We start from the raw sequence: 18,394 nt of genomic DNA on the forward strand, positions 1-18,394 counted from the left end.
GTTGGCCATAGCGGGGCTCGACCGAAACTGAGGGATTCATGGGACTCACCATCGGCGTCGATATCGGCGGCACGAAGATCGCGGCGGGCGTGGTCGACGAGGAAGGCAACATCCTCTCGACCCACAAGGTGCCGACCCCGGGCACGCCCGAGGGCATCGTGGACGCCATCGCCTCCGCGGTGGAGGGCGCGCGCGCGGGTCACGAGATCGTCGGCGTCGGCATCGGCGCCGCCGGATACGTCAACCGCCAGCGCTCCACGGTCTACTTCGCGCCCAACATCGACTGGCGCCAGGAGCCGCTCAAGGAGAAGGTCGAGGCCCGCGTCGACCTCCCGGTCGTCGTGGAGAACGACGCCAACGCCGCCGCCTGGGGCGAGTACAAGTTCGGTGGCGGCAAGGGCCACCGCAACGTCATCTGCATCACCCTCGGCACCGGCCTCGGCGGCGGCATCATCATCGGCAACAAGCTGCGCCGCGGCCACTTCGGCGTGGCCGCCGAGTTCGGCCACATCCGCATGGTGCCGGACGGCCTGCTGTGCGGCTGCGGCTCCCAGGGCTGCTGGGAGCAGTACGCCTCCGGCCGCGCCCTCGTGCGCTACGCCAAGCAGCGCGCCAACGCCACCCCCGAGCGCGCCGAGGTGCTGCTCGCGCTCGGCGACGGCACCCCCGAGGGCATCGAGGGCAAGCACATCTCGGTCGCCGCCCGCCAGGGCTGCCCGGTCGCCGTCGACTCCTACCGCGAGCTGGCCCGCTGGGCCGGCGCCGGCCTCGCCGACCTGGCCTCCCTCTTCGACCCGTCCGCCTTCATCGTCGGCGGCGGCCTCTCCGACGAGGGCGACCTGGTCCTCGACCCGATCCGCAAGTCGTACAAGCGGTGGCTGGTCGGCGGCAACTGGCGCCCGGTAGCCGACGTGGTCGCCGCCCAGCTCGGCAACAAGGCCGGCCTCGTCGGCGCGGCCGACCTGGCCCGGGAGCCCGACCCGATCATGTAGGCGTACGGCGCTCGGACGTCACAAGGGGCGCGGGGCGGAGTCTATTTGAGGCTCCGCCCCGCGGGCGCGACAAGCCACGACAGACCGGCAGTCGCCCACGAACCTCGCGCCCCGAGCTGTTGGGCGCCCGACCACCCGGTCCCGTAAATTGACCGCATGGCAACGTCCCTCCAGCCGCTCCCCAACTCCCGCACCGAACCCGACGGTTCCGCCGTCATCCGGGTCCTCAGCTACAACATCCGCTCGATGCGCGACGACACCGACGCCCTCGCCCGCGTTATCAAGGCCTGCGCCCCCGATCTCGTCCTCCTCCAGGAAGCCCCCCGCTTCTTCCGCTGGCGCAAGAAGCTCACCCGCCTGGCCCGCGCCGCGGATCTGGTCTTCCTCTCCGGCGGCGCCACCGCCGCCGGCCCCGCGCTGCTGTGCTCCCTGCGGGCCACCGTCGAGCGCACCGAGGACGTGCTGCTTCCGCTCACGCCCGGCCGGCACCGCCGCGGCCTCGCCACCGCCGTGGTCCGGATCGGCGGGGCCCGCCTCGGCGTCCTGAGCTGCCATCTGTCCCTGGAGGCGGACGAGCGGTACGAGCAGGCCGGCCTGCTCCTCGACCGGCTCGCCGGCCTGGGCGTGACGCACGCCGTGGCGGGCGGCGACCTGAACGAGCGTCCCGGCGGCCGCACCTTCCGGCGGCTCGGCGACGGCCTGCGGGACTGCTGGACCGCCGAGCCCTGGGGCAGCGAATACACCTTCTCCGCCACCGGCCCCGACCGGCGCATCGACGCGGTCTTCGTCACGGAGGGCGTCGAGGTACTGGGCTGCGGGGTACCGCTGGGGCTCCCCGGTGTGGCCGAGGACGATCTGAGGGCGGCCACCGACCACCTCCCGGTCCTGACCGCCCTCCGCGTACCCGCCGCGTCCGCGAGCTGACAAGCCGCGTGCACGACCCTGCGGGTCGATACCCCCAGGGCCTGTCGTTTGGATCAGGTCGGCCAAGAGGGACTGCGCCTTTCAACCCACCCGAGCGGGGCGTGGTGCGTGCAGCCGCAAGGCGGAGGAGGGCGGCAGGGCGAAGCCCTGGCAACCGACGACAACGCCGCTGGGGGTCCCCCCACGCCCTTCAGACAGTGGGGGAGTGCGTGCCACGCCCCGCGACGCCGGCAAGATCCAAACGACAGGCCCTAGACCACCGCGCCCCGCCCAGGATCGTCGTCGTCCTCGTCGCCCGTCCGCATCCGCATGACCAGCGTCGCGAAGCCGCCGAGGAAGCCGCCGATGCTCAGGGTCTGCAGCCACCAGGTCATGTCCCAGCCGAGCACCACCGCCAGCAGGAGCAGCACCGGACCGCCGAGCACGCCCAGCCAGGCGAACTTCGCGGTGGCGTCGCCCTCGGGAAGCGGGGGCGGCTCGGGCGGTACGAAGTGGCCCTCCTCGTCCTCGCCGATGTCACCATCCTCGCCGAGATCGTCGTCCGAGGGCTCGGCGAGGGTGTGGTCGCGCGGGCCGACCCCCGGGGCGAACGCCACGGAGCCGCCCAGGGGCCGGGTGGGGGCCGGCCGGTCCGCCGCGGGGCGGTCCGGCTCGGGCTTGTCGTCGTTGGTCTCCGGCTCCAGGAGCGCCAGGTCCTCCACCGACTTGAACGGCTTCGCGCCCGGCGGGTCCGGCGGCTCGTCCCCGTACCCGGCGACGATCGCGGCCCAGGCGGCGTCCTCGTCGATGGGCACGCCCTGCTCCTCGGGCGCCGCGTGGTCCGCCGCGCGCTCCCGTCCCTCGCGGTGCTCCCGCTCCTGCTCCAGGTCCCGCTCCTCGCGCTCCTCGCGGTCCTCGCGGTCGGAGTCGTGCTCAGCCACCTGCGGCCGTCCCTTCCTTGCCGAGACCGGGCTCCGGCTCCCCGACGGAACCGGGCGCGAGCCGGCCGATGAACGCGACGCTCTCCGCGAAGATCCGGTCCGCATCGTGGTCCAACGTCGCCACGTGGTAGCTCTGTTCCAGCAGGATCTCCGTGACGTCCGTCGACGACACCCGGCCGAGGATGCGGACCGAGTCGGCCGGCGGCACCACATGGTCCTGCGGACTGCGCAGCAACAGCAGCGGCTGGGTCACCTGCGGCAGGTCACCGTCGGCGAGACGGAAGAACGTACGCAGCGAGTGCGCCGCGTGCAGCGGCACCTTGTCGTACCCCAGCTCCGAGCTGAGCGGCTTGGCGATGTCGCTGGCGATGCCCTTCGTCGCGGGCAGCAGATGGCGCAGGACGGGAAGGGCGTGCTGGGCCACGCCGTGCATCCGGTTCGCCGGGTTGACGACCACGACGCCCGAGACCGCGTCCCCGTGCTTGGCGGCGAGCCGCAGGGCCAGCGCACCGCCCATGGACAGGCCGGCCACGAAGACGCGCGCGCATCGCTCGCGCAGGGCACGCAGCTCGCGGTCCACCTCCGCGTACCAGTCCTGCCAGCCGGTGACCTGCATGTCCTGCCAGCGCGTGCCGTGCCCGGGCAGCAGCGGCAGCGCGACGGTCAGGCCGCGCGCGGCGAGGTACCGCGCCCAGGGGCGCAGCGACTGCGGGGAACCGGTGAAGCCGTGGCAGAGCAGGACGCCGACCTCACCGCCCTCGTGGCGGAACGGCTCGGCTCCGGGCAGGACCGGCACGTCTCGGTCTCCTGTCGTCAGGGGGCCGGCACAGCCGGACCCTCGGGTGCGCTGGACGCGTGTGCGGTACTTGCGGGTACTTCACCGTACGCGACCGCACTGACACCGACCAGGGCCGTCGGGGCCATTGACGGTGCCGCGGGATAGGGTCTGACCCACAGACACAGGAGGCACTCGCTTGTTGTACGGCGCGATGAAGGTCACCGTCGGGGGTTCGCTGAAGCTCGCCTTCCGACCCTGGGTGGAAGGCCTGGAGCACATCCCGGCCGACGGCCCCGCCATTCTGGCGAGCAACCACCTGTCGTTCTCCGACTCGTTCTTCCTGCCGGCCGTCCTCGACCGCAAGGTGACCTTCATCGCCAAGGCCGAGTACTTCAACACACCCGGGGTCAAGGGCCGGCTGACCGCCGCCTTCTTCAAAGGGGTCGGCCAGCTGCCCGTGGACCGTTCCGGGGCACGCGGCGCGGGCGAGGCCGCCATCAAGAGCGGCATGGAGGTGCTGGAGCGCGGCGAGCTGTTCGGCATCTACCCCGAGGGCACCCGCTCCCCGGACGGACGGCTCTACCGGGGCAAGCCGGGCGGCCTCGCGCGCGTGGCGCTCGCCACCGGCGCGCCCGTGGTCCCGGTCGCCATGATCGACACCGAGAAGATCCAGCCGCCCGGCCAGGTGATGCCGAAGCTGATGCGGCCCGGCATCCGTATCGGCAAGCCCCTGGACTTCACCCGCTACCAGGGCATGGAGCACGACCGCTTCGTACTCCGCGCGGTGACCGACGAGGTCATGTACGAGATCATGAAGCTCTCCGGCCAGGAGTACGTGGACATGTACGCGACCGCCATGAAGCGGCAGCTCGCGGAGGCGGCGAAGGCCGAGAAGGAGGCGGGCAAGGCCGCGAAGGCCGCGCTCGCCCAGGCGGAGAAGGAACGGACCGCCAAGGAGAAGGCGTCGGCCGAGCAGGAACGGTCCGCCGACGACCGGTAGCGGCCGGGGACAGGCGGAGGACCGTACGGGCCGGGGACGGGGGGACATGGCCAGGCGCGAGAGAGTCATGAGGATGTCGGTCGAGCAGCCGCTGTGGCGCGCGCTCGCCGGCTACCGCGTGCTCACCATGCTGTACGCGATCGGGTTCTTCACGACCGCCTACTCCGGCTTCGCCCGCCCCTGGCTGGCCGTCGCCTACTACGCCGTCCTCTTCGTCTGGACCCTGGCGACCCTTCCAAAGGTCGCGGGCGCGGCGAGCTGCACCAAGCGGTTCCTCGCCGCCGACCTCACGATCGCGCTGACCGGCATCCTGCTCACGCCGTTCGCCGACGCCCACGAGCGGGTCATGGACGGCGGGCCGACCCTGCCGTCGATATGGACCGCCGGTTCCGTCCTGGCCTTCGCCATCAAGGGCGGCTGGCGCTGGGCGGCCGTCGCCTCCACCCTCGTCGCCGTCGCCAACCTGATCGAACGCGGCACCCCCGCCCGCGACACCGTCCACAACGTCATCCTCGTCTGGGTCGCCTCCATCGCCATCGGCTACGTCGTCGAGGTCGCCCGCGCCTCCGAGCGCACCCTCGCCCGCGCCCTGGAGATCGAGGCGGCGACCAGAGAGCGGGAGCGGCTCGCCCGGGACATCCACGACAGCGTGCTCCAGGTGCTGGCGATGGTGCAGCGGCGCGGCGCCGTCATCGGCGGCGAGGCGGCCGAGCTGGGCCGGATGGCCGGTGAGCAGGAGGTGGCGCTGCGCACGCTGGTCTCCGGCGGTCTGGTGCCCGTGTCCCGGGTGTCGGAGGACGCCGCCGAGGGCGCCCTCGTACGCGCGGTGGAGGAACCGGAGCGGGACGATCCCGACGGTCCCGTCGATCTGCGCGCCCTGCTCGCCCCGTACGCCGGTGCCCTCGTGAACCTCGCCGAGCCGGGCGCGCCGGTCCTGCTGGCCCCCCTCGCGGCCCGCGAGGTCGCGGCCGCCGTGGGCGCCGCCCTGGACAACGTCCGCAAGCACGTCGGTGAGCACGCGCGCGCGTGGATCCTGGTCGAGGACGAGCCGGACGAGGTGATCGTCACCGTCCGCGACGAGGGGCCCGGCATCCCGGAGGGGCGCCTCGCCGAGGCCGAGGGCGAGGGGCGCCTCGGCGTGGCCCTGTCGATCCGGGGCCGGCTGCGCGAGCTCGGCGGCACGGCCGAGCTGGTCTCGGTGCCCGGTCAGGGCACGGAGGTCGAACTGAAGGCACCCAAGGCAGCTCAGGAAACCAGCACCACCGCGCGGGGGAAGGCGGCAGACCGATGACCGAGCGACAGGAACCGATCAAGGTCATGGTGGTCGACGACCACCCGATGTGGCGCGACGCCGTCGCCCGGGACCTGGCCGAGTCCGGCTTCGACGTGGTCGCCACCGCCGGCGACGGCGACCAGGCGGTGCGCCGAGCCCGGGCCGCCGCGCCCGACGTCCTCGTGCTCGACCTCAACCTGCCCGGCAAGCCCGGTGTCCAGGTCTGCAAGGAGGTCGTCGGCGCCGACCCGAAGCTGCGCGTCCTCGTGCTCTCCGCGAGCGGGGAGCACGCCGACGTGCTGGAGGCGGTGAAGTCCGGCGCGACCGGGTACCTGCTGAAGTCGGCCTCCACCGAGGAGTTGCAGGACGCGGTGCGCCGCACGGCCCTCGGCGACCCGGTCTTCACCCCGGGACTGGCCGGACTGGTCCTCGGCGAGTACCGCCGCCTCGCCTCCGAACCGGCCCCGGCCGCGGAGACCGGCGAGCCCGGGGCGCCCCGGCTCACCGACCGTGAGACCGAGGTGCTGCGCCTGGTCGCCAAGGGCCTGAGTTACAAGCAGATCGCCGAACGCCTCGTCATCTCCCACCGCACCGTGCAGAACCACGTCCAGAACACCCTGGGCAAGCTCCAGCTGCACAACCGCGTGGAACTGGTGCGGTACGCGATAGAACGCGGTCTGGACGACGCCTGACCCCTCGCGGGACAGTGGCCCCAACCACCCGCCGTGGCAAAGGGGTTACGTGATGAAGGTCGGAGTACTGACCGGAGGCGGCGACTGCCCCGGGCTCAACGCCGTCATCCGGGCCGTCGTCCGCAAGGGCGTACAGGAGTACGGCTACGACTTCGTCGGCTTCCGGGACGGCTGGCGCGGTCCGCTGGAGGGCGACACCGTCCGCCTCGACATCCCGGCCGTCCGCGGCATCCTGCCCCGCGGCGGCACCATCCTCGGCTCCTCGCGCACCAATCCGCTCCAGCACGAGCACGGCATCCGGCGGATCAAGGAGAATCTCGCGGGGCTCGACGTCGAGGCGCTCATCACCATCGGCGGCGAGGACACCCTGGGCGTCGCCACCCGCCTCGCGGACGAGTACGGCGTGCCGTGCGTCGGCGTACCCAAGACGATCGACAACGACCTGTCCGCCACCGACTACACCTTCGGCTTCGACACGGCCGTAGGCATCGCCACCGAGGCCATCGACCGGCTGCACACCACCGCCGAGTCCCACATGCGCGTGCTGGTCGTGGAGGTCATGGGCCGGCACGCCGGCTGGATCGCGCTCCACTCCGGCCTGGCCGGCGGCGCCAACGTCATCCTCATCCCCGAGCAGCGATTCGACACCGAGCAGGTCTGCGCCTGGGTGACCTCGCGGTTCCGGGCCTCGTACGCCCCGATCGTCGTCGTCGCCGAGGGGGCGATGCCGCGCGACGGCGACATGGTGCTCAAGGACCAGTCGCTGGACTCCTACGGACACGTCCGGCTGTCCGGGGTGGGTGAGTGGCTGGCGAAGGAGATCGAGAAACGCACCGGCAAGGAGGCCCGGACCACCGTGCTCGGTCATGTCCAGCGCGGAGGCACGCCCAGCGCCTTCGACCGCTGGCTCGCCACCCGCTTCGGTCTGCACGCCGTCGACTGCGTCCGGGACGGCGACTTCGGCAAGATGGTCGCGCTGCGCGGCACGGACATCGTCCGCGTCCCGATCGCGGAGGCCACGGCCAGGCTGAAGACGGTCGACCCGAAACTGTACGAGGAGGTCGGCGTCTTCTTCGGCTGACCGCTGACCGCTGACCGCTGACCGGCGGCTCCGGGCGGGGCGCCGTATATTCGGCCCGTAGCCCAGCAGAACGGGAGCGGCCATGGAGATCCTGGCCTTCGGCGTCCAGGCCGACGAGAAGCCCCTGATCGAGCAGGCCTTCCTCGGTCAGGACGAGGTCCGCTGCCTCGACGTCTTCCTCAACGAGGACACCGCCCCGATCGCGGCCGGCCACGAGATCGTCTCCACCTCCGTCAACGCCGACCTCGGCGCGGGCGTCCTGGAGATCCTCGCGGCCGGCGGCACCCGGATGGTGGCCCAACGCTCCACCGGCTTCAACAACATCGACCTCGACACGGCGGAGCGGCTCGGCATGACCGTCGCCCGGGTGTCGTACTACTCCCCGTACTCGGTCGCCGAGTTCGCCTGGGCCCTCGCCATGGCCGTCAACCGCCGTATCGTGCGTGCCTCCACCCGCACCCGGGACTTCGACTTCCGCCTGCACGGTCTGATGGGCCGGGACATGCACGGCCGCACCGCCGGCGTCCTCGGCACCGGCAAGATCGGCGAGGCCTTCGCCCGGATCGCCCACGGCTTCGGCATGCGGCTGCTCGGCTGGGACGTCGCCGAGAACCCCGCCTGCATGGAGCTGGGCATGCGCTACGTCCCCAAGGACGAGCTGCTCGCCCAGTCCGACCTGGTCACCCTGCACCTCCCGCTGATGGCCGAGACCCGGCACCTGATCGACGCGGCCGCCCTGAAGTCGATGCGGGACGACGCGATCCTGGTCAACTCCAGCCGCGGCGGCCTGATCGACACCGCCGCGCTCGTCGGCGAGCTGCGCGCGGGGCGCTTCACCGGAGTGGGCCTGGACGTGTACGAGGCGGAGGCGGGCCTGTTCTTCCTCGACAAGTCCCTGGAGGCCATCGCCGACGACACCCTGGCCCGCCTCGTCACCTTCCCGAACGTCCTGGTCACCTCGCATCAGGCGTACTACACCGAGGACGCCGTCGGTCAGATCGTCGACGCCACGGTGCAGAACGTCCTCGACTACCGCGAAGGCCGCCGCTCGGAGAACGTGCTGGTACCGCGGAGCTGACGAACCATCCCCGCGCGTGCGGGGAGCAATCCGTCATGACAACAACGGCATGCGGCAGAAGGTCACGGCCGTCGAATCAGCGGTTCGGCCATCAGCGTCGCGATGATTGCCTGACCGTTCAACGTCAACACAGACTCGGGATGGAACTGCACCGACGCGAACCTCGCGGCGCGCAGCGCGTGCACCTCGCCGCCCGCCGAGCGACTCACCTCCACGCCGTGCGCGGCCAGCTCAGCGGCCGCCCCGTCGTCGCAGCGCGCCGTGAAGCTGTTGTAGAAGCCGACGGTCTCCCGCCGCCCGAACAGGTCGATCTCGGTCTGCGCCCCCTGGTACGGCACCTCCTTGCGGACGATGTCCAGCCCCAGCTCCGCCGCGATCAGTTCGTGCCCGAGGCAGACGCCGAGGACGCCGCGCCGGTTCTCCCGGATCACCTCGGCGGTCAGTGCGCGCAGGAAGCGCATCTTGGGATCGGTGGGGTCGGACGGATCACCGGGGCCGGGCCCCAGCACCACCGGGCCCTCGTGCCCGAGCACCGCCTCGCGCAGCCCCGGCTCGTCGTAGCGCCGCACACTCACGGTGAGCCCCGACGAGCGCAGCACGTGCGCGAGCATCGCCGTGAAGGTGTCCTCCGCGTCGACGACCAGGGCATGGCCCTCCAGCGCGTCCGACGGCTCCTGCATCCGCAGCCAGAACGGCGCCAGCGAGGCCCGGCGCCCGTCCAGCGCCGCCCGCACGCGCGGGTCGTCGGCCAGCTTCGGCCGCCCGGCCTCCGCACGCGGCCGGGCCGGACGTACGCCCAGGGCCGCCAGCACCCCGGCCGCCTTGGCGTGGGTCTCCGCGACCTCGCCCGCCGGGTCCGAGCCCCGCACCAGCGTGGCGCCGACCGGCACCCGCAGCCGCCCGGCGGCGTCGATGTCGGCGGTACGGATGAGGATGGGGGAGTCGAGGGTCTGGGCGCCGCCGGAGTCCCGGCCGAGCAGCGCCAGCGCCCCCGCGTAGTAGCCGCGCCCCACGCCGTCCCGCCCGAGGGGCTCATATCGCTCGATGACCCGGCAGGCGTTCTGCACCGGCGAGCCGGTGACCGTCGCCGCGAACATCGTCTCCTTCAGCACCTCGCGCACGTCCAGTGAGGAGCGGCCGCGCAGTTCGTACTCGGTGTGCGCGAGGTGGGCCATCTCCTTCAGCCGCGGCCCGACGACCACGCCGCCCATGTCGCCGACCGTGCACATCATCTTGAGCTCCTCGTCGACCACCATCGACAGCTCCTCGATCTCCTTGCCGTCGGCGAGGAAGCGGAGCAGGTGCTCGGGGGTGGGCCCCTCGGCGGGGTAGCGGTACGTCCCGCTGATCGGGTTCATGACGACCGTGCCGCCGGACATCCGCACGTGCACCTCGGGGCTGGCCCCGACCAGCGTCCGGTCCCCGGTGTGCACCACGAACGTCCAGTACGCGCCCCGCTCGCCCTCCAGCAGCCGCCGGAACAGCGCCAGCGCGTCGGCCCTCCCGAACCCCGGGACCCGCCCCTCGTACGTCCGCCGGATAACGAAGTTGGCGCCCTCGCCGCCTCCGATCTCCTCGTCCAGCACCCGCCCGACGATCTCCGCGTACTCCTCGTCACCGACGTCGAAGCCGCCGCCCTCGACGCGGACCTCGTGCGCGGGGAGCCGGTCGAGCGCCTCGGTGAGCGGGATGTCGTACCGCTCCTCGGGGGTCAGTACCAGCAGCGGCGTGCCGTCGTCGCGGACGTCGAAGCCCCGCTCGCGGATCTGCCGGAAGGGGACGAGTGCCAGCCCGTCGTCGGGCAGGCCGGCGAGTCTGTCGTGCTCCGTCACCGGGCCGAGCAGCAGTTCCACGGTGTCGTGGTCACGGCCCGGGGTGCGGCGGCGGAGCAGGGCGAACGGGCGGGGGTCGGCCAGGAGGCCGTCGAGCGGTGTCATGGTCGGTGTCCCTCTCGGTCTCTCGTCGAGACTCTCGGTGGGAGGAACGGCCCCGGTCGCGAAAACACCGAAGGCCGCCCCTCGGGCGGCCTTCGCGAAGTCTTTCGTTACGCGCAGTCAGTGGGCCGCCGGATGAGCGGTCCACCACCAGTTCTGGGTCGAGTGCGCGAACATGCGGCCGACCCTAGCGCATCCCCCGGCGGCGCCGCGGCACGTTCCGTATCCCGGGACGTGCCGCGGCGCCGAGCGGCGTCAGACGATCATGCTGTAGATGTTCCAGCCGCCGCCGATCCTGCTCCGGGACTCGAAGGGCGCCGTGGAGCTGCCGGTGCCCTTGTAGAGCCAGAGCACGCCGTCCTTGTCGCGGGCGACCAGGTCCGGCACTCCGTCGCGGTTCAGGTCGCTCGGGCCGTTCAGCTCGTCGTAGACGTACCAGCCGCCGCCGACCCGGGTCCGGCCCTCGAACGGCGCCGTGGCGTCGCCGGTGCCGCGGTACAGCCACAGGACGCCGCTCTTGTCGCGGGCGACCAGATCCGGCCTGCCGTCACCCGTGATGTCGCCGGTGTCGGCCAGCGTGTTGTAGACGTACCAGCCGCCGCCGATCCTGCTCCGGGACTCGAAGGGCGCGGCGGTGTCGCCGGTGCCCTTGTAGAGCCACAGGACGCCGCTCTTGTCGCGGGCGACCAGGTCGGGCCTGCCGTCACCCGTGAGGTCCCGGGCGCCGGTGATGGTGTCGTAGACGGACCAGCCGCCGCCGACCCGGGTGCGCTTGCGGAACGGCTCCGTCAGGTCGCCGCTGCCCTTGTAGTACCAGAGCACCCCGCTCTTGTCGCGGGCCACCGCGTCACCGGTGCCGTCCGCGCGCAGCGCCGTCAGCGTGGTCACCGCGTTGTAGGTGTTCCAGCCGCCGCCGATGCGGAAGCGCCCGAAGAACGGGGAGGACGCGCTGCCGGTGCCCTGGTACTGCCACAGCACGCCCGACGAGTCCCGGCCGAGGATGTCGTAGCGGTTCGTGCCCGGGTCCGGCGCGGTGCCCTTGACCACCTGGACGTCCGAGGCGCGGACCCAGGCCAGCCGGTGGTTGTAGCGGATCGGGTAGAAGACCGTGTCGCCCACGACCACCGTGCGGGAGCCCTCGCCCGAGCCGTCGATGTTGCCGCTGTTGTAGTACGAGCCGTTGATGGCCGACCCGGCCAGCGTGTACTTCTGCCCGGAGAGGACGCCGTACTTGGTCAGCGACGCGGTGTTCTGGTCCTGGACGTCCACTCCGGTGTCCGTGTACGCGCTGTCCTCCGGGTACGTGCGCCCGTACACCGGCACCGTCCCGGCGCCCGCCTTGGGCGTGATCACGTCCGGGGTGCCGACGGCCGTGGCGAACTGGCCGCCCCGGTTGTAGAACCAGGCCTTCTTGCCGCCGTACCAGATGGCGGTCCAGTCCTGCCGCGCCTCGGCGACGACGTACTCGCCGCCGGCCACGACCTTGTTGGCCCAGTTCCAGCCCTCGGTCCAGGTCTGGCTGCCCAGGTAGGGGTCGCTGAGGGTGGCCGAGCCGGTGGTCGGCGAGGAGTACAGGTACGTGAAGTTCGCGGGCTGCTCGGCGACCGCGGACCCGCCGTTGGTGAGCTTCGGCTGGTTCGCCGTGGTGAACGGCGGTACGACCCGGATCACCTGCCCGGCCTTGTAGGGGCCGCCGGGGCCCTCGGCACCGGTGGGGGCGCCCAGCAGGTCCATGTAGTGGTTCCAGTCCCAGAACGGGCCCGGGTCCCAGTGCTGGGCCCTGACCTTGGCGTCCAGGACGCCCGGCACCTCGTCGTGGCCGATGATGTGCTCACGGTCCAGCGGGATGTCGTACTTGCCGGCCAGGTGCTTGACCAGGGCCGCCGAGGACTCGTACTGCGGCTCGGTGTACCAGCTGCCGTCCTTGATCGCGTAGCCCTCGTGCTCGATGCCGATCGAGTGCATGTTGAGGGACTTGTTGCCCGCGTGCCACGCCTCGTTCTTGTTCTCGACCATCTGGGTGACGAGGCCGTCGGAGGCGCGGATCAGGTAGTGCGCGCTGGCGTACGTGCGGGAGTTCTGGAAGACGCCCAGGGCGCTCTCGTAGCTGCCCTCGGTGTCGTGCAGCAGGATGGAGTTGATCTCGTGGCCGGCCTCGGGGCGGCTCGCGACGCTGTAGTTGCCCCAGTCGTCCAGGCTGCTGCTGTTCTGCTTGAACGCGGCGGGGCGGAAGTCGCAGTTCAGGCCGGTCGGGCAGTCGGGGGTCGCGGCGGCCTCGGCGGTGTAGGCCGCCGCGAGGTCGAAGTCGGTGCCCCGGTCGGGCTCCACCGCCGGGTCGGCCGGCAGGGTGAGGTACTGGCCGTCCACGGTGAGGCGCCGCTCACCGGTCTTGATCGACTCGAACACGCGCTTCGCGAACAGCTCCGCGCCCTTGTGGTCCGTGGCCTGGCTGGCGCGGGCCACGGCCGGATACCAGGCGCCGGGGTCCTCGGGCAGCGAGCCGGTGGCGTCCTCCTGGTACTTGGCGAGGAGCGCGGCGCCCGCCCGGATGCTCTCCCCGGGATCGCTCCGCACCTCCTCGGACGACGCGTCGATCAGTTCGGCCGCCTCGTCCAGGGTGTGCAGCCGCGGGTCGCTCGTGTCGACGGGCTTCTCGCGCAGGCTCGCGAGGGCCTTCTCGGCGTCGAAGTTCTTCTCGATGGCCGGGTCGCCGCTGCGGTTCATGTGCTCGAGCTGGTGCTCGCGCTCGTCGGCGTCGCCGTCCCCGAGGTTCTCCGGGTCGACGTCCGTGAGCCCCATCACGTTGTAGGCGCCGGTGGTGCTCGGCAGCCCGTCGTGGTCCTCCCAGCGCGTCTGCCGGTACGAGACCGCCATCAGCACGCTCTGCGGGACGTCGAACTCCTCCGCGGCCCGCTCGAACTCGGCCTGCAGTCGGACGTCCGGGGCGGCGGCCGCCTTGGCGCTGTCCGAGCCGAGCAGGTCCGGCGAGGCCAGGGCCAGGGTGCCGGCCGTGGTGGCCGCGGCGACGACTGAGGCGACACCGTAGACGAGCAGTCTCTTCTTCTTGCGGTCTCTGCGATGATCCGCGCTCAAGTCCCACCCCTGATATGCGCTCGGTATGTATGTGAGATGTCTGTGATTCAAACTTCAAGAGCGCGTGAGGTTACCAACCCCCGTCCCGGGGCCCGCACCGGGGTGCCGTCTCACCTGTCGAGCCGTACGAAAACCACGTGACACGACCCCGTAGGGTTGAGGGGTGACCGTGAACGCTAAGACCAGCCCGAGCGCTGGCAACACCTGGCGAGACCTGCCCGCGGCGCAGCAGCCCGAGTACCCCGACACCGAGGCTCTGCGCGCAGTGATCGCGGACCTCGAGTCGTATCCGCCGCTCGTCTTCGCGGGCGAGTGCGACCAGCTGCGCGCCCGGATGGCGGCCGTCGCCAAGGGAGAGGCGTTCCTCCTCCAGGGGGGCGACTGCGCCGAGGCCTTCGACGCCGTGTCCGCGGACCACATCCGCAACAAGCTGAAGACGCTGCTCCAGATGGGCGCCGTCCTCACGTACGCCGCCTCCGTGCCCGTGGTGAAGGTGGGCCGCATCGCCGGCCAGTACTCCAAGCCGCGCTCGAAGCCGACCGAGACCCGCGACGGCGTGACGCTGCCGACCTACCGCGGCGACTCGGTCAACGGCTTCGACTTCACCGAAGAAGCGCGGATCCCGGACCCCGAGCGGCTCAAGCGCATGTACCACGCGTCGGCGTCCACGCTGAACCTGGTGCGCGCCTTCACCACCGGCGGCTACGCCGACCTGCGCCAGGTGCACGCCTGGAACCAGGACTTCGTGAAGTCCTCGCCCTCCGGCCAGCGCTACGAGCAGCTCGCCCGGGAGATCGACCAGGCGCTGAACTTCATGCACGCCTGCGGCACGGACCCGGAGGAGTTCAAGACCGTCGAGTTCTTCTCCTCGCACGAGGCGCTGCTGCTCGACTACGAGTCGGCGCTCACCCGCGTCGACTCGCGCACCGGGCAGCTGTACGACGTCTCCGGGCACATGGTGTGGATCGGTGAGCGCACCCGGCAGCTGGACCACGCGCACATCGAGTTCGCCTCCCGCATCCGCAACCCGATCGGCATCAAGCTCGGCCCGACGACGACGGCCGAGGAGGCGCTGCAGTACATCGAGCGTCTGGACCCGGAGCGTGAGCCGGGCCGGCTGACCTTCATCGTCCGCATGGGCGCGGACAAGATCCGCGACAAGCTCCCCGAGCTGGTGGAGAAGGTCACCGCGTCCGGCGCGACCGCCGCCTGGATCACCGACCCGATGCACGGCAACACCTACGAGGCGGCCTCCGGCCACAAGACCCGCCGCTTCGACGACGTGCTCGACGAGGTCAAGGGCTTCTTCGAGGTCCACAAGTCGCTGGGCACCCACCCGGGCGGCATCCACGTGGAGCTGACCGGTGACGACGTCACCGAGTGCGTGGGCGGCGGCGACGAGATCTTCGTCGACGACCTGCACCAGCGCTACGAGACGGCCTGCGACCCGCGGCTCAACCGCAGCCAGTCGCTCGACCTGGCGTTCCTGGTGGCGGAGATGTACCGGGACCAGTGACGGTCCGCCCCCGCGGGGGTCGGGAAATGGGGCGCGGGTCACACAGGATCCGCGCCCCCTCCACTTTTGCCGACCTTGCGTGATGGGTAAGGTTAGGTTTGCCTCACCGACCAGTCGGGCCCTCCGGTCGTCGGTACGGCACGACCTTGTACCCGCTCGGGAGGTGAACCGCGTGTTCGTCTGCAGCTGCTTCGGTGTCACCGAGGAACAGGTGAAGGGCCACGCGGAAGCCGGCGCCTGCACGCCCCGGCAGATCGCCTCCGCCTGCAAGGCCGGTACCGACTGCGGTGGCTGCGTACGGCGCATCCAGGCGCTGCTCGGACGCGGCGCCTGCCCCCGCCGGCAACTGGCCGACCAGGGTGAACCGGTCCTCGCGGAGTTCCCGGAAGCGGCCTAGCTAGAGCGAGCCGGGGCCGGACGCGTCCGGCTGGACCTGCTCGATGACCGTCGACAGGTAGAGCGACTCGCCCAGCTTCTCGATCAGCTCCAGCTGGGTGTCCAGGTAGTCGATGTGGTGCTCCTCGTCGGCGAGGATCGCCTCGAAGACGTTGGCCGACGTGATGTCGTTCTTGGCCCGCATCACCTCGATGCCGCGGCGCAGCCGGTCGATCGCCTCGACCTCGATCTCCCGGTCGGCCTGGAACATCTCGGTCACGCTCTGGCCGACCCGTACGTGGAAGAGCCGCTGGTAGTTCGGCAGGCCGTCCAGGAGCAGGATGCGGTCGGTGAGCACCTCCGCGTGGCGCATCTCGTCGAAGGACTCCGCGCGCGTGTACTTCGCGAGCTTGGTCCAGCCCTTGTGATCCTGCAGCTTCGCGTGCAGGAAGTACTGGTTGATCGCCGTGAGCTCGGCGGTCAGCTGCTCATTGAGGAACTCGATGACCTCGGGGTCGCCCTGCATCGCTTGACGCTCCTTCGAACGGGAACTGGCGTGTTGCGCCGCATGATTGCACCGGCATCGAAGATCGTCCAGTAAGTCTTGACTTAGTAAGTAAGTGCAGGCTTAGTCGTGATTGGGAGAGCTTGTACGCGTTTGCCCGAATGTAAGTGGGGCGGGTCAGGGGCATCGGTCCGGGTCTGTCAGGATGGAGGCATGGGTCAGCCGGCGGGACACGAATCGGGAGAAGGCGGTTCGGAAGGAGCGTCGCGGTTCGAGCTCCCACCGGGACAGCGACTGCAGCGCGGCTGGCCGGTCACGCACTACGGGCCGGTCCCCAAGTTCCGCCCCGAGCGCTGGGAGTTCCGGGTCTTCGGCACCACCGCCGACGGCGAGAAGCACGGCTGGACCCACGACGAGTTCACCGCCCTGCCCTACACCACGGTCGTCGCCGACCTGCACTGCGTCACGAAGTTCAGCATGCTCGGCTCCGAGTGGGGCGGCGTTCCGGCCGCCACGATCCTGGACCTCGCCCCGCCCGCGCCCGCCGTCACCCACGTGATGGTGTGGGCGGAGTACGGCTTCAGCTCGAACCTCCGGCTGTCCGACTTCGCCGCCGAGCGCACCCTCTTCGCCACCCACAAGGACGGCGAGCTGCTCACCGCCGAGCACGGCTTCCCGCTCCGGCTGGTCGTCCCGCACCTGTACGCCTGGAAGGGCCCGAAGTGGGTCCGCGGCATCGAGTACATGACCGCCGACCGCCGCGGCTTCTGGGAGGAGCGCGGCTACCACAACATCGGCGACCCGTGGCAGGAGCAGCGCTACTCCTACCAGGAGGAGCCCGGGGACGGCCCCGAGCTCTGATCTCGCGTACGACCCCCGATGAGGGTCAGCCGTCGCGCAGCTTCTTCAGCCGCTCCACGTCCGCCGCGTGCCCCTCCTTGCCGCCCGGTGTCTCGATGACCAGCGGTACGCCCTCGGTCGCGGGGTGGGTCATCAGCGCGCGGAACGGGTCCTCGCCGATGTGACCGGCGCCGATGTTCTCGTGCCGGTCCTTGTGGGCCCCGGCCACGTCCTTGGAGTCATTGGCGTGGATCAGCTTCAGCCGGCCCTCGCCGACCGTGTCCACCAGCAGATCCAGCGTCTGGTGCATGCCCGACGGGCCGGTCAGGTCGTGCCCCGCCGCGAAGATGTGACACGTGTCCAGGCACACGCCCAGCTTCGGGTGGGCGTCCAGCGCCTCGAAGTACGGACCGAAGTCCCAGGTGCGCGAGCACAGGGAGGCGCCCTGGCCGGCGGTCGACTCCAGCAGCAGGTACGGGTCGTCGTCGTGGGTGAGCTCGTCGAGCAGCGGCAGCAGGTACTCCCGCACCTGCTTCAGCGCCACCGACCGCTCCCGGCCGCCGGTCGCGCTGCCCGTGTGCACGACCACGCCGAGCGCCCCGATCGCCCGCCCGCGCCGCAGCGAGTGCCGCAGCGAATCCACCGACCGCTCCACCGTCGCCTCGGTGTGCGAGCCGAAATTGATCAGGTACGGAGCGTGCACGTAGGCGGGGAGCGACCCGGCCGCGCAGGCCTCCCGGAACGCCTCGTCCTGCTTCGGACTGCCGGCCGGCGTGGCCCAGCCGCGCGGATTGGCGACGAAGACCTGCACGGCCTCCGCCTTCAGCTCACGGGCGTAGGACAGGCCCACGGAGTGCAGGCCGCCGGCCACGGGGACGTGGCCGCCGACGGGGTTGCGCGGCATACGGGAGGACGAAGATGCGGTACTCATGACCGGACCAAGGATGCCAGGACGTGTGGGCGGACCCCGGATCAGGGTACGACTGCACCAGCGCACCGGCGCTGCCGAGCCAGGGGAGGGCGCACATGGGGGACGTCGTCAGCTTCGCGCTGCCGAACGGCGGCCGGGTCCTGGTCGAACCCGTCGACGAGGACGTCTACGGCCTCCAGGAGATCTCGGTCAACGGAAGCACGGTGGTCCGGCGTGCCCAGGAAGGGCTCGGCGAGGCCCTCGACGGCATCCGGCGCATGGCCGCCGAGGCACACGCGCGCATGACGTCCCTCGACGTCGCCCCGCAACGGCTGGAACTGGAGTTCGGGGTGAAGCTGAGCGGGGAGGCAGGTGCGATCGTGGCCAAGGCGACGGGAGAGGCGCATCTGATCGTGCGTGCCGTGTGGGAGAGGTAGCGGGCCGGCGTGCCCGGGGACCGGGTGTCCGGATCCGTCGCCGGGC

General features: G+C 71.3%; 18 protein-coding genes. 11 read left to right on the forward strand and 7 right to left on the reverse strand.

The annotated features are described in order from the left end of the window. Positions 1-38 precede the first annotated feature (38 nt). On the forward strand, positions 39-992 hold the full coding sequence (locus tag ACFW48_RS28090; protein ID WP_386319124.1) for an ROK family glucokinase: 954 nt from the start codon (positions 39-41) through the stop codon (positions 990-992). 156 nt (positions 993-1,148) lie between these two features. Continuing rightward, positions 1,149-1,916 (forward strand): endonuclease/exonuclease/phosphatase family protein, encoded by a 768-nt coding sequence (locus ACFW48_RS28095; protein WP_386319126.1) that lies wholly within the window; start codon positions 1,149-1,151, stop codon positions 1,914-1,916. Positions 1,917-2,167: 251 nt separating this feature from the next. On the opposite strand, the gene ACFW48_RS28100 is transcribed toward ACFW48_RS28095, so the two are convergent. Both ACFW48_RS28100 and ACFW48_RS28105 read right to left on the reverse strand, forming a co-directional pair. Further along, positions 2,168-2,836 carry a hypothetical protein gene (locus tag ACFW48_RS28100; protein ID WP_386319127.1) on the reverse strand — a complete coding sequence of 223 codons (669 nt, stop codon included), beginning with the start codon at positions 2,834-2,836 and terminating at the stop codon, positions 2,168-2,170. Continuing rightward, on the reverse strand, positions 2,829-3,632 hold the full coding sequence (locus ACFW48_RS28105) for an alpha/beta hydrolase (RefSeq protein WP_386319129.1): 804 nt from the start codon (positions 3,630-3,632) through the stop codon (positions 2,829-2,831). The genes ACFW48_RS28100 and ACFW48_RS28105 overlap by 8 nt, the downstream gene beginning before the upstream one ends. A 193-nt stretch (positions 3,633-3,825) precedes the next feature. On the opposite strand from ACFW48_RS28105, the gene ACFW48_RS28110 reads away from it, so the two are divergent. The 5 genes from ACFW48_RS28110 to ACFW48_RS28130 all read left to right on the forward strand — a co-directional run bounded on the left by ACFW48_RS28110 (position 3,826) and on the right by ACFW48_RS28130 (position 8,738). Next, entirely contained in the window at positions 3,826-4,614 is a 789-nt protein-coding gene (locus ACFW48_RS28110; protein ID WP_386319410.1) for a lysophospholipid acyltransferase family protein, read from the forward strand. A gap of 46 nt (positions 4,615-4,660) precedes the next feature. Then, positions 4,661-5,905: a MacS family sensor histidine kinase gene (gene macS / locus ACFW48_RS28115; RefSeq protein ID WP_386319132.1), complete on the forward strand. Its 1,245-nt coding sequence runs from the start codon at positions 4,661-4,663 to the stop codon at positions 5,903-5,905. Next, entirely contained in the window at positions 5,902-6,579 is a 678-nt protein-coding gene (locus ACFW48_RS28120) for a response regulator transcription factor (protein WP_210958937.1), read from the forward strand. Before macS ends, ACFW48_RS28120 begins: the two co-directional genes overlap by 4 nt. Positions 6,580-6,631: 52 nt before the next feature. Next, complete coding sequence (locus ACFW48_RS28125; RefSeq protein ID WP_386319135.1) at positions 6,632-7,660, forward strand: 6-phosphofructokinase; 1,029 nt, start codon at positions 6,632-6,634, stop codon at positions 7,658-7,660. Positions 7,661-7,742: 82 nt separating this feature from the next. Further along, a complete protein-coding gene (locus ACFW48_RS28130; RefSeq protein WP_386319138.1) occupies positions 7,743-8,738 on the forward strand; it encodes a 2-hydroxyacid dehydrogenase in 996 nt (331 codons plus the stop codon). Positions 8,739-8,800: 62 nt separating this feature from the next. On the opposite strand, the gene ACFW48_RS28135 is transcribed toward ACFW48_RS28130, so the two are convergent. From ACFW48_RS28135 to ACFW48_RS28145, 3 genes are all read right to left on the reverse strand, one after another. Next, positions 8,801-10,675 carry an anthranilate synthase family protein gene (locus tag ACFW48_RS28135; RefSeq protein WP_386319140.1) on the reverse strand — a complete coding sequence of 625 codons (1,875 nt, stop codon included), beginning with the start codon at positions 10,673-10,675 and terminating at the stop codon, positions 8,801-8,803. 117 nt (positions 10,676-10,792) lie between these two features. Beyond that, positions 10,793-10,849: a trp operon leader peptide gene (locus ACFW48_RS28140; RefSeq protein WP_071528813.1), complete on the reverse strand. Its 57-nt coding sequence runs from the start codon at positions 10,847-10,849 to the stop codon at positions 10,793-10,795. A gap of 78 nt (positions 10,850-10,927) precedes the next feature. Beyond that, positions 10,928-13,765 carry an N-acetylmuramoyl-L-alanine amidase gene (locus ACFW48_RS28145; RefSeq protein ID WP_386319143.1) on the reverse strand — a complete coding sequence of 946 codons (2,838 nt, stop codon included), beginning with the start codon at positions 13,763-13,765 and terminating at the stop codon, positions 10,928-10,930. 163 nt (positions 13,766-13,928) lie between these two features. Here ACFW48_RS28145 and ACFW48_RS28150 point away from each other — a divergent pair, with 163 nt between their 5' ends. Both ACFW48_RS28150 and ACFW48_RS28155 read left to right on the forward strand, forming a co-directional pair. Beyond that, entirely contained in the window at positions 13,929-15,281 is a 1,353-nt protein-coding gene (locus ACFW48_RS28150; RefSeq protein ID WP_386319145.1) for a class II 3-deoxy-7-phosphoheptulonate synthase, read from the forward strand. Positions 15,282-15,444: 163 nt separating this feature from the next. Further along, on the forward strand, positions 15,445-15,678 hold the full coding sequence (locus ACFW48_RS28155; protein ID WP_386319148.1) for a bacterioferritin-associated ferredoxin: 234 nt from the start codon (positions 15,445-15,447) through the stop codon (positions 15,676-15,678). On the opposite strand, the gene bfr is transcribed toward ACFW48_RS28155, so the two are convergent. Continuing rightward, entirely contained in the window at positions 15,679-16,182 is a 504-nt protein-coding gene (gene bfr, locus ACFW48_RS28160) for a bacterioferritin (RefSeq protein ID WP_386319150.1), read from the reverse strand. 192 nt (positions 16,183-16,374) lie between these two features. On the opposite strand from bfr, the gene ACFW48_RS28165 reads away from it, so the two are divergent. Continuing rightward, positions 16,375-17,022 carry a sulfite oxidase-like oxidoreductase gene (locus ACFW48_RS28165; RefSeq protein ID WP_386319153.1) on the forward strand — a complete coding sequence of 216 codons (648 nt, stop codon included), beginning with the start codon at positions 16,375-16,377 and terminating at the stop codon, positions 17,020-17,022. Between the two features lie 25 nt (positions 17,023-17,047). Here ACFW48_RS28165 and ACFW48_RS28170 read toward each other — a convergent pair whose 3' ends face one another. Continuing rightward, positions 17,048-17,932 carry a deoxyribonuclease IV gene (locus ACFW48_RS28170; protein WP_386319156.1) on the reverse strand — a complete coding sequence of 295 codons (885 nt, stop codon included), beginning with the start codon at positions 17,930-17,932 and terminating at the stop codon, positions 17,048-17,050. A gap of 95 nt (positions 17,933-18,027) precedes the next feature. Here ACFW48_RS28170 and ACFW48_RS28175 point away from each other — a divergent pair, with 95 nt between their 5' ends. Further along, positions 18,028-18,348, forward strand: a complete 321-nt coding sequence (locus ACFW48_RS28175; RefSeq protein ID WP_121746571.1) for a CU044_2847 family protein — start codon at positions 18,028-18,030, stop codon at positions 18,346-18,348. The last annotated feature ends 46 nt before the right edge of the window (positions 18,349-18,394 follow it).

Origin of the sequence: Streptomyces sp. NPDC058812 (genome assembly GCF_042744565.1) — a bacterium.
GTDB classification, from domain to species: domain Bacteria; phylum Actinomycetota; class Actinomycetes; order Streptomycetales; family Streptomycetaceae; genus Streptomyces; species Streptomyces thinghirensis.

Coding starts and splice junctions, on each gene's coding strand:
- ACFW48_RS28090 (WP_386319124.1), top strand. CDS start 39: ATGGGACTCACCATCGGCGTCGATATCGGCGGCACGAAGATCGCGGCG.
- ACFW48_RS28095 (WP_386319126.1), top strand. CDS start 1,149: ATGGCAACGTCCCTCCAGCCGCTCCCCAACTCCCGCACCGAACCCGAC.
- ACFW48_RS28110 (WP_386319410.1), top strand. CDS start 3,826: ATGAAGGTCACCGTCGGGGGTTCGCTGAAGCTCGCCTTCCGACCCTGG.
- macS (WP_386319132.1), top strand. CDS start 4,661: ATGGCCAGGCGCGAGAGAGTCATGAGGATGTCGGTCGAGCAGCCGCTG.
- ACFW48_RS28120 (WP_210958937.1), top strand. CDS start 5,902: ATGACCGAGCGACAGGAACCGATCAAGGTCATGGTGGTCGACGACCAC.
- ACFW48_RS28125 (WP_386319135.1), top strand. CDS start 6,632: ATGAAGGTCGGAGTACTGACCGGAGGCGGCGACTGCCCCGGGCTCAAC.
- ACFW48_RS28130 (WP_386319138.1), top strand. CDS start 7,743: ATGGAGATCCTGGCCTTCGGCGTCCAGGCCGACGAGAAGCCCCTGATC.
- ACFW48_RS28135 (WP_386319140.1), bottom strand. CDS start 10,675: ATGACACCGCTCGACGGCCTCCTGGCCGACCCCCGCCCGTTCGCCCTG.
- bfr (WP_386319150.1), bottom strand. CDS start 16,182: ATGCAGGGCGACCCCGAGGTCATCGAGTTCCTCAATGAGCAGCTGACC.
- ACFW48_RS28165 (WP_386319153.1), top strand. CDS start 16,375: ATGGGTCAGCCGGCGGGACACGAATCGGGAGAAGGCGGTTCGGAAGGA.
- ACFW48_RS28170 (WP_386319156.1), bottom strand. CDS start 17,932: ATGAGTACCGCATCTTCGTCCTCCCGTATGCCGCGCAACCCCGTCGGC.
- ACFW48_RS28175 (WP_121746571.1), top strand. CDS start 18,028: ATGGGGGACGTCGTCAGCTTCGCGCTGCCGAACGGCGGCCGGGTCCTG.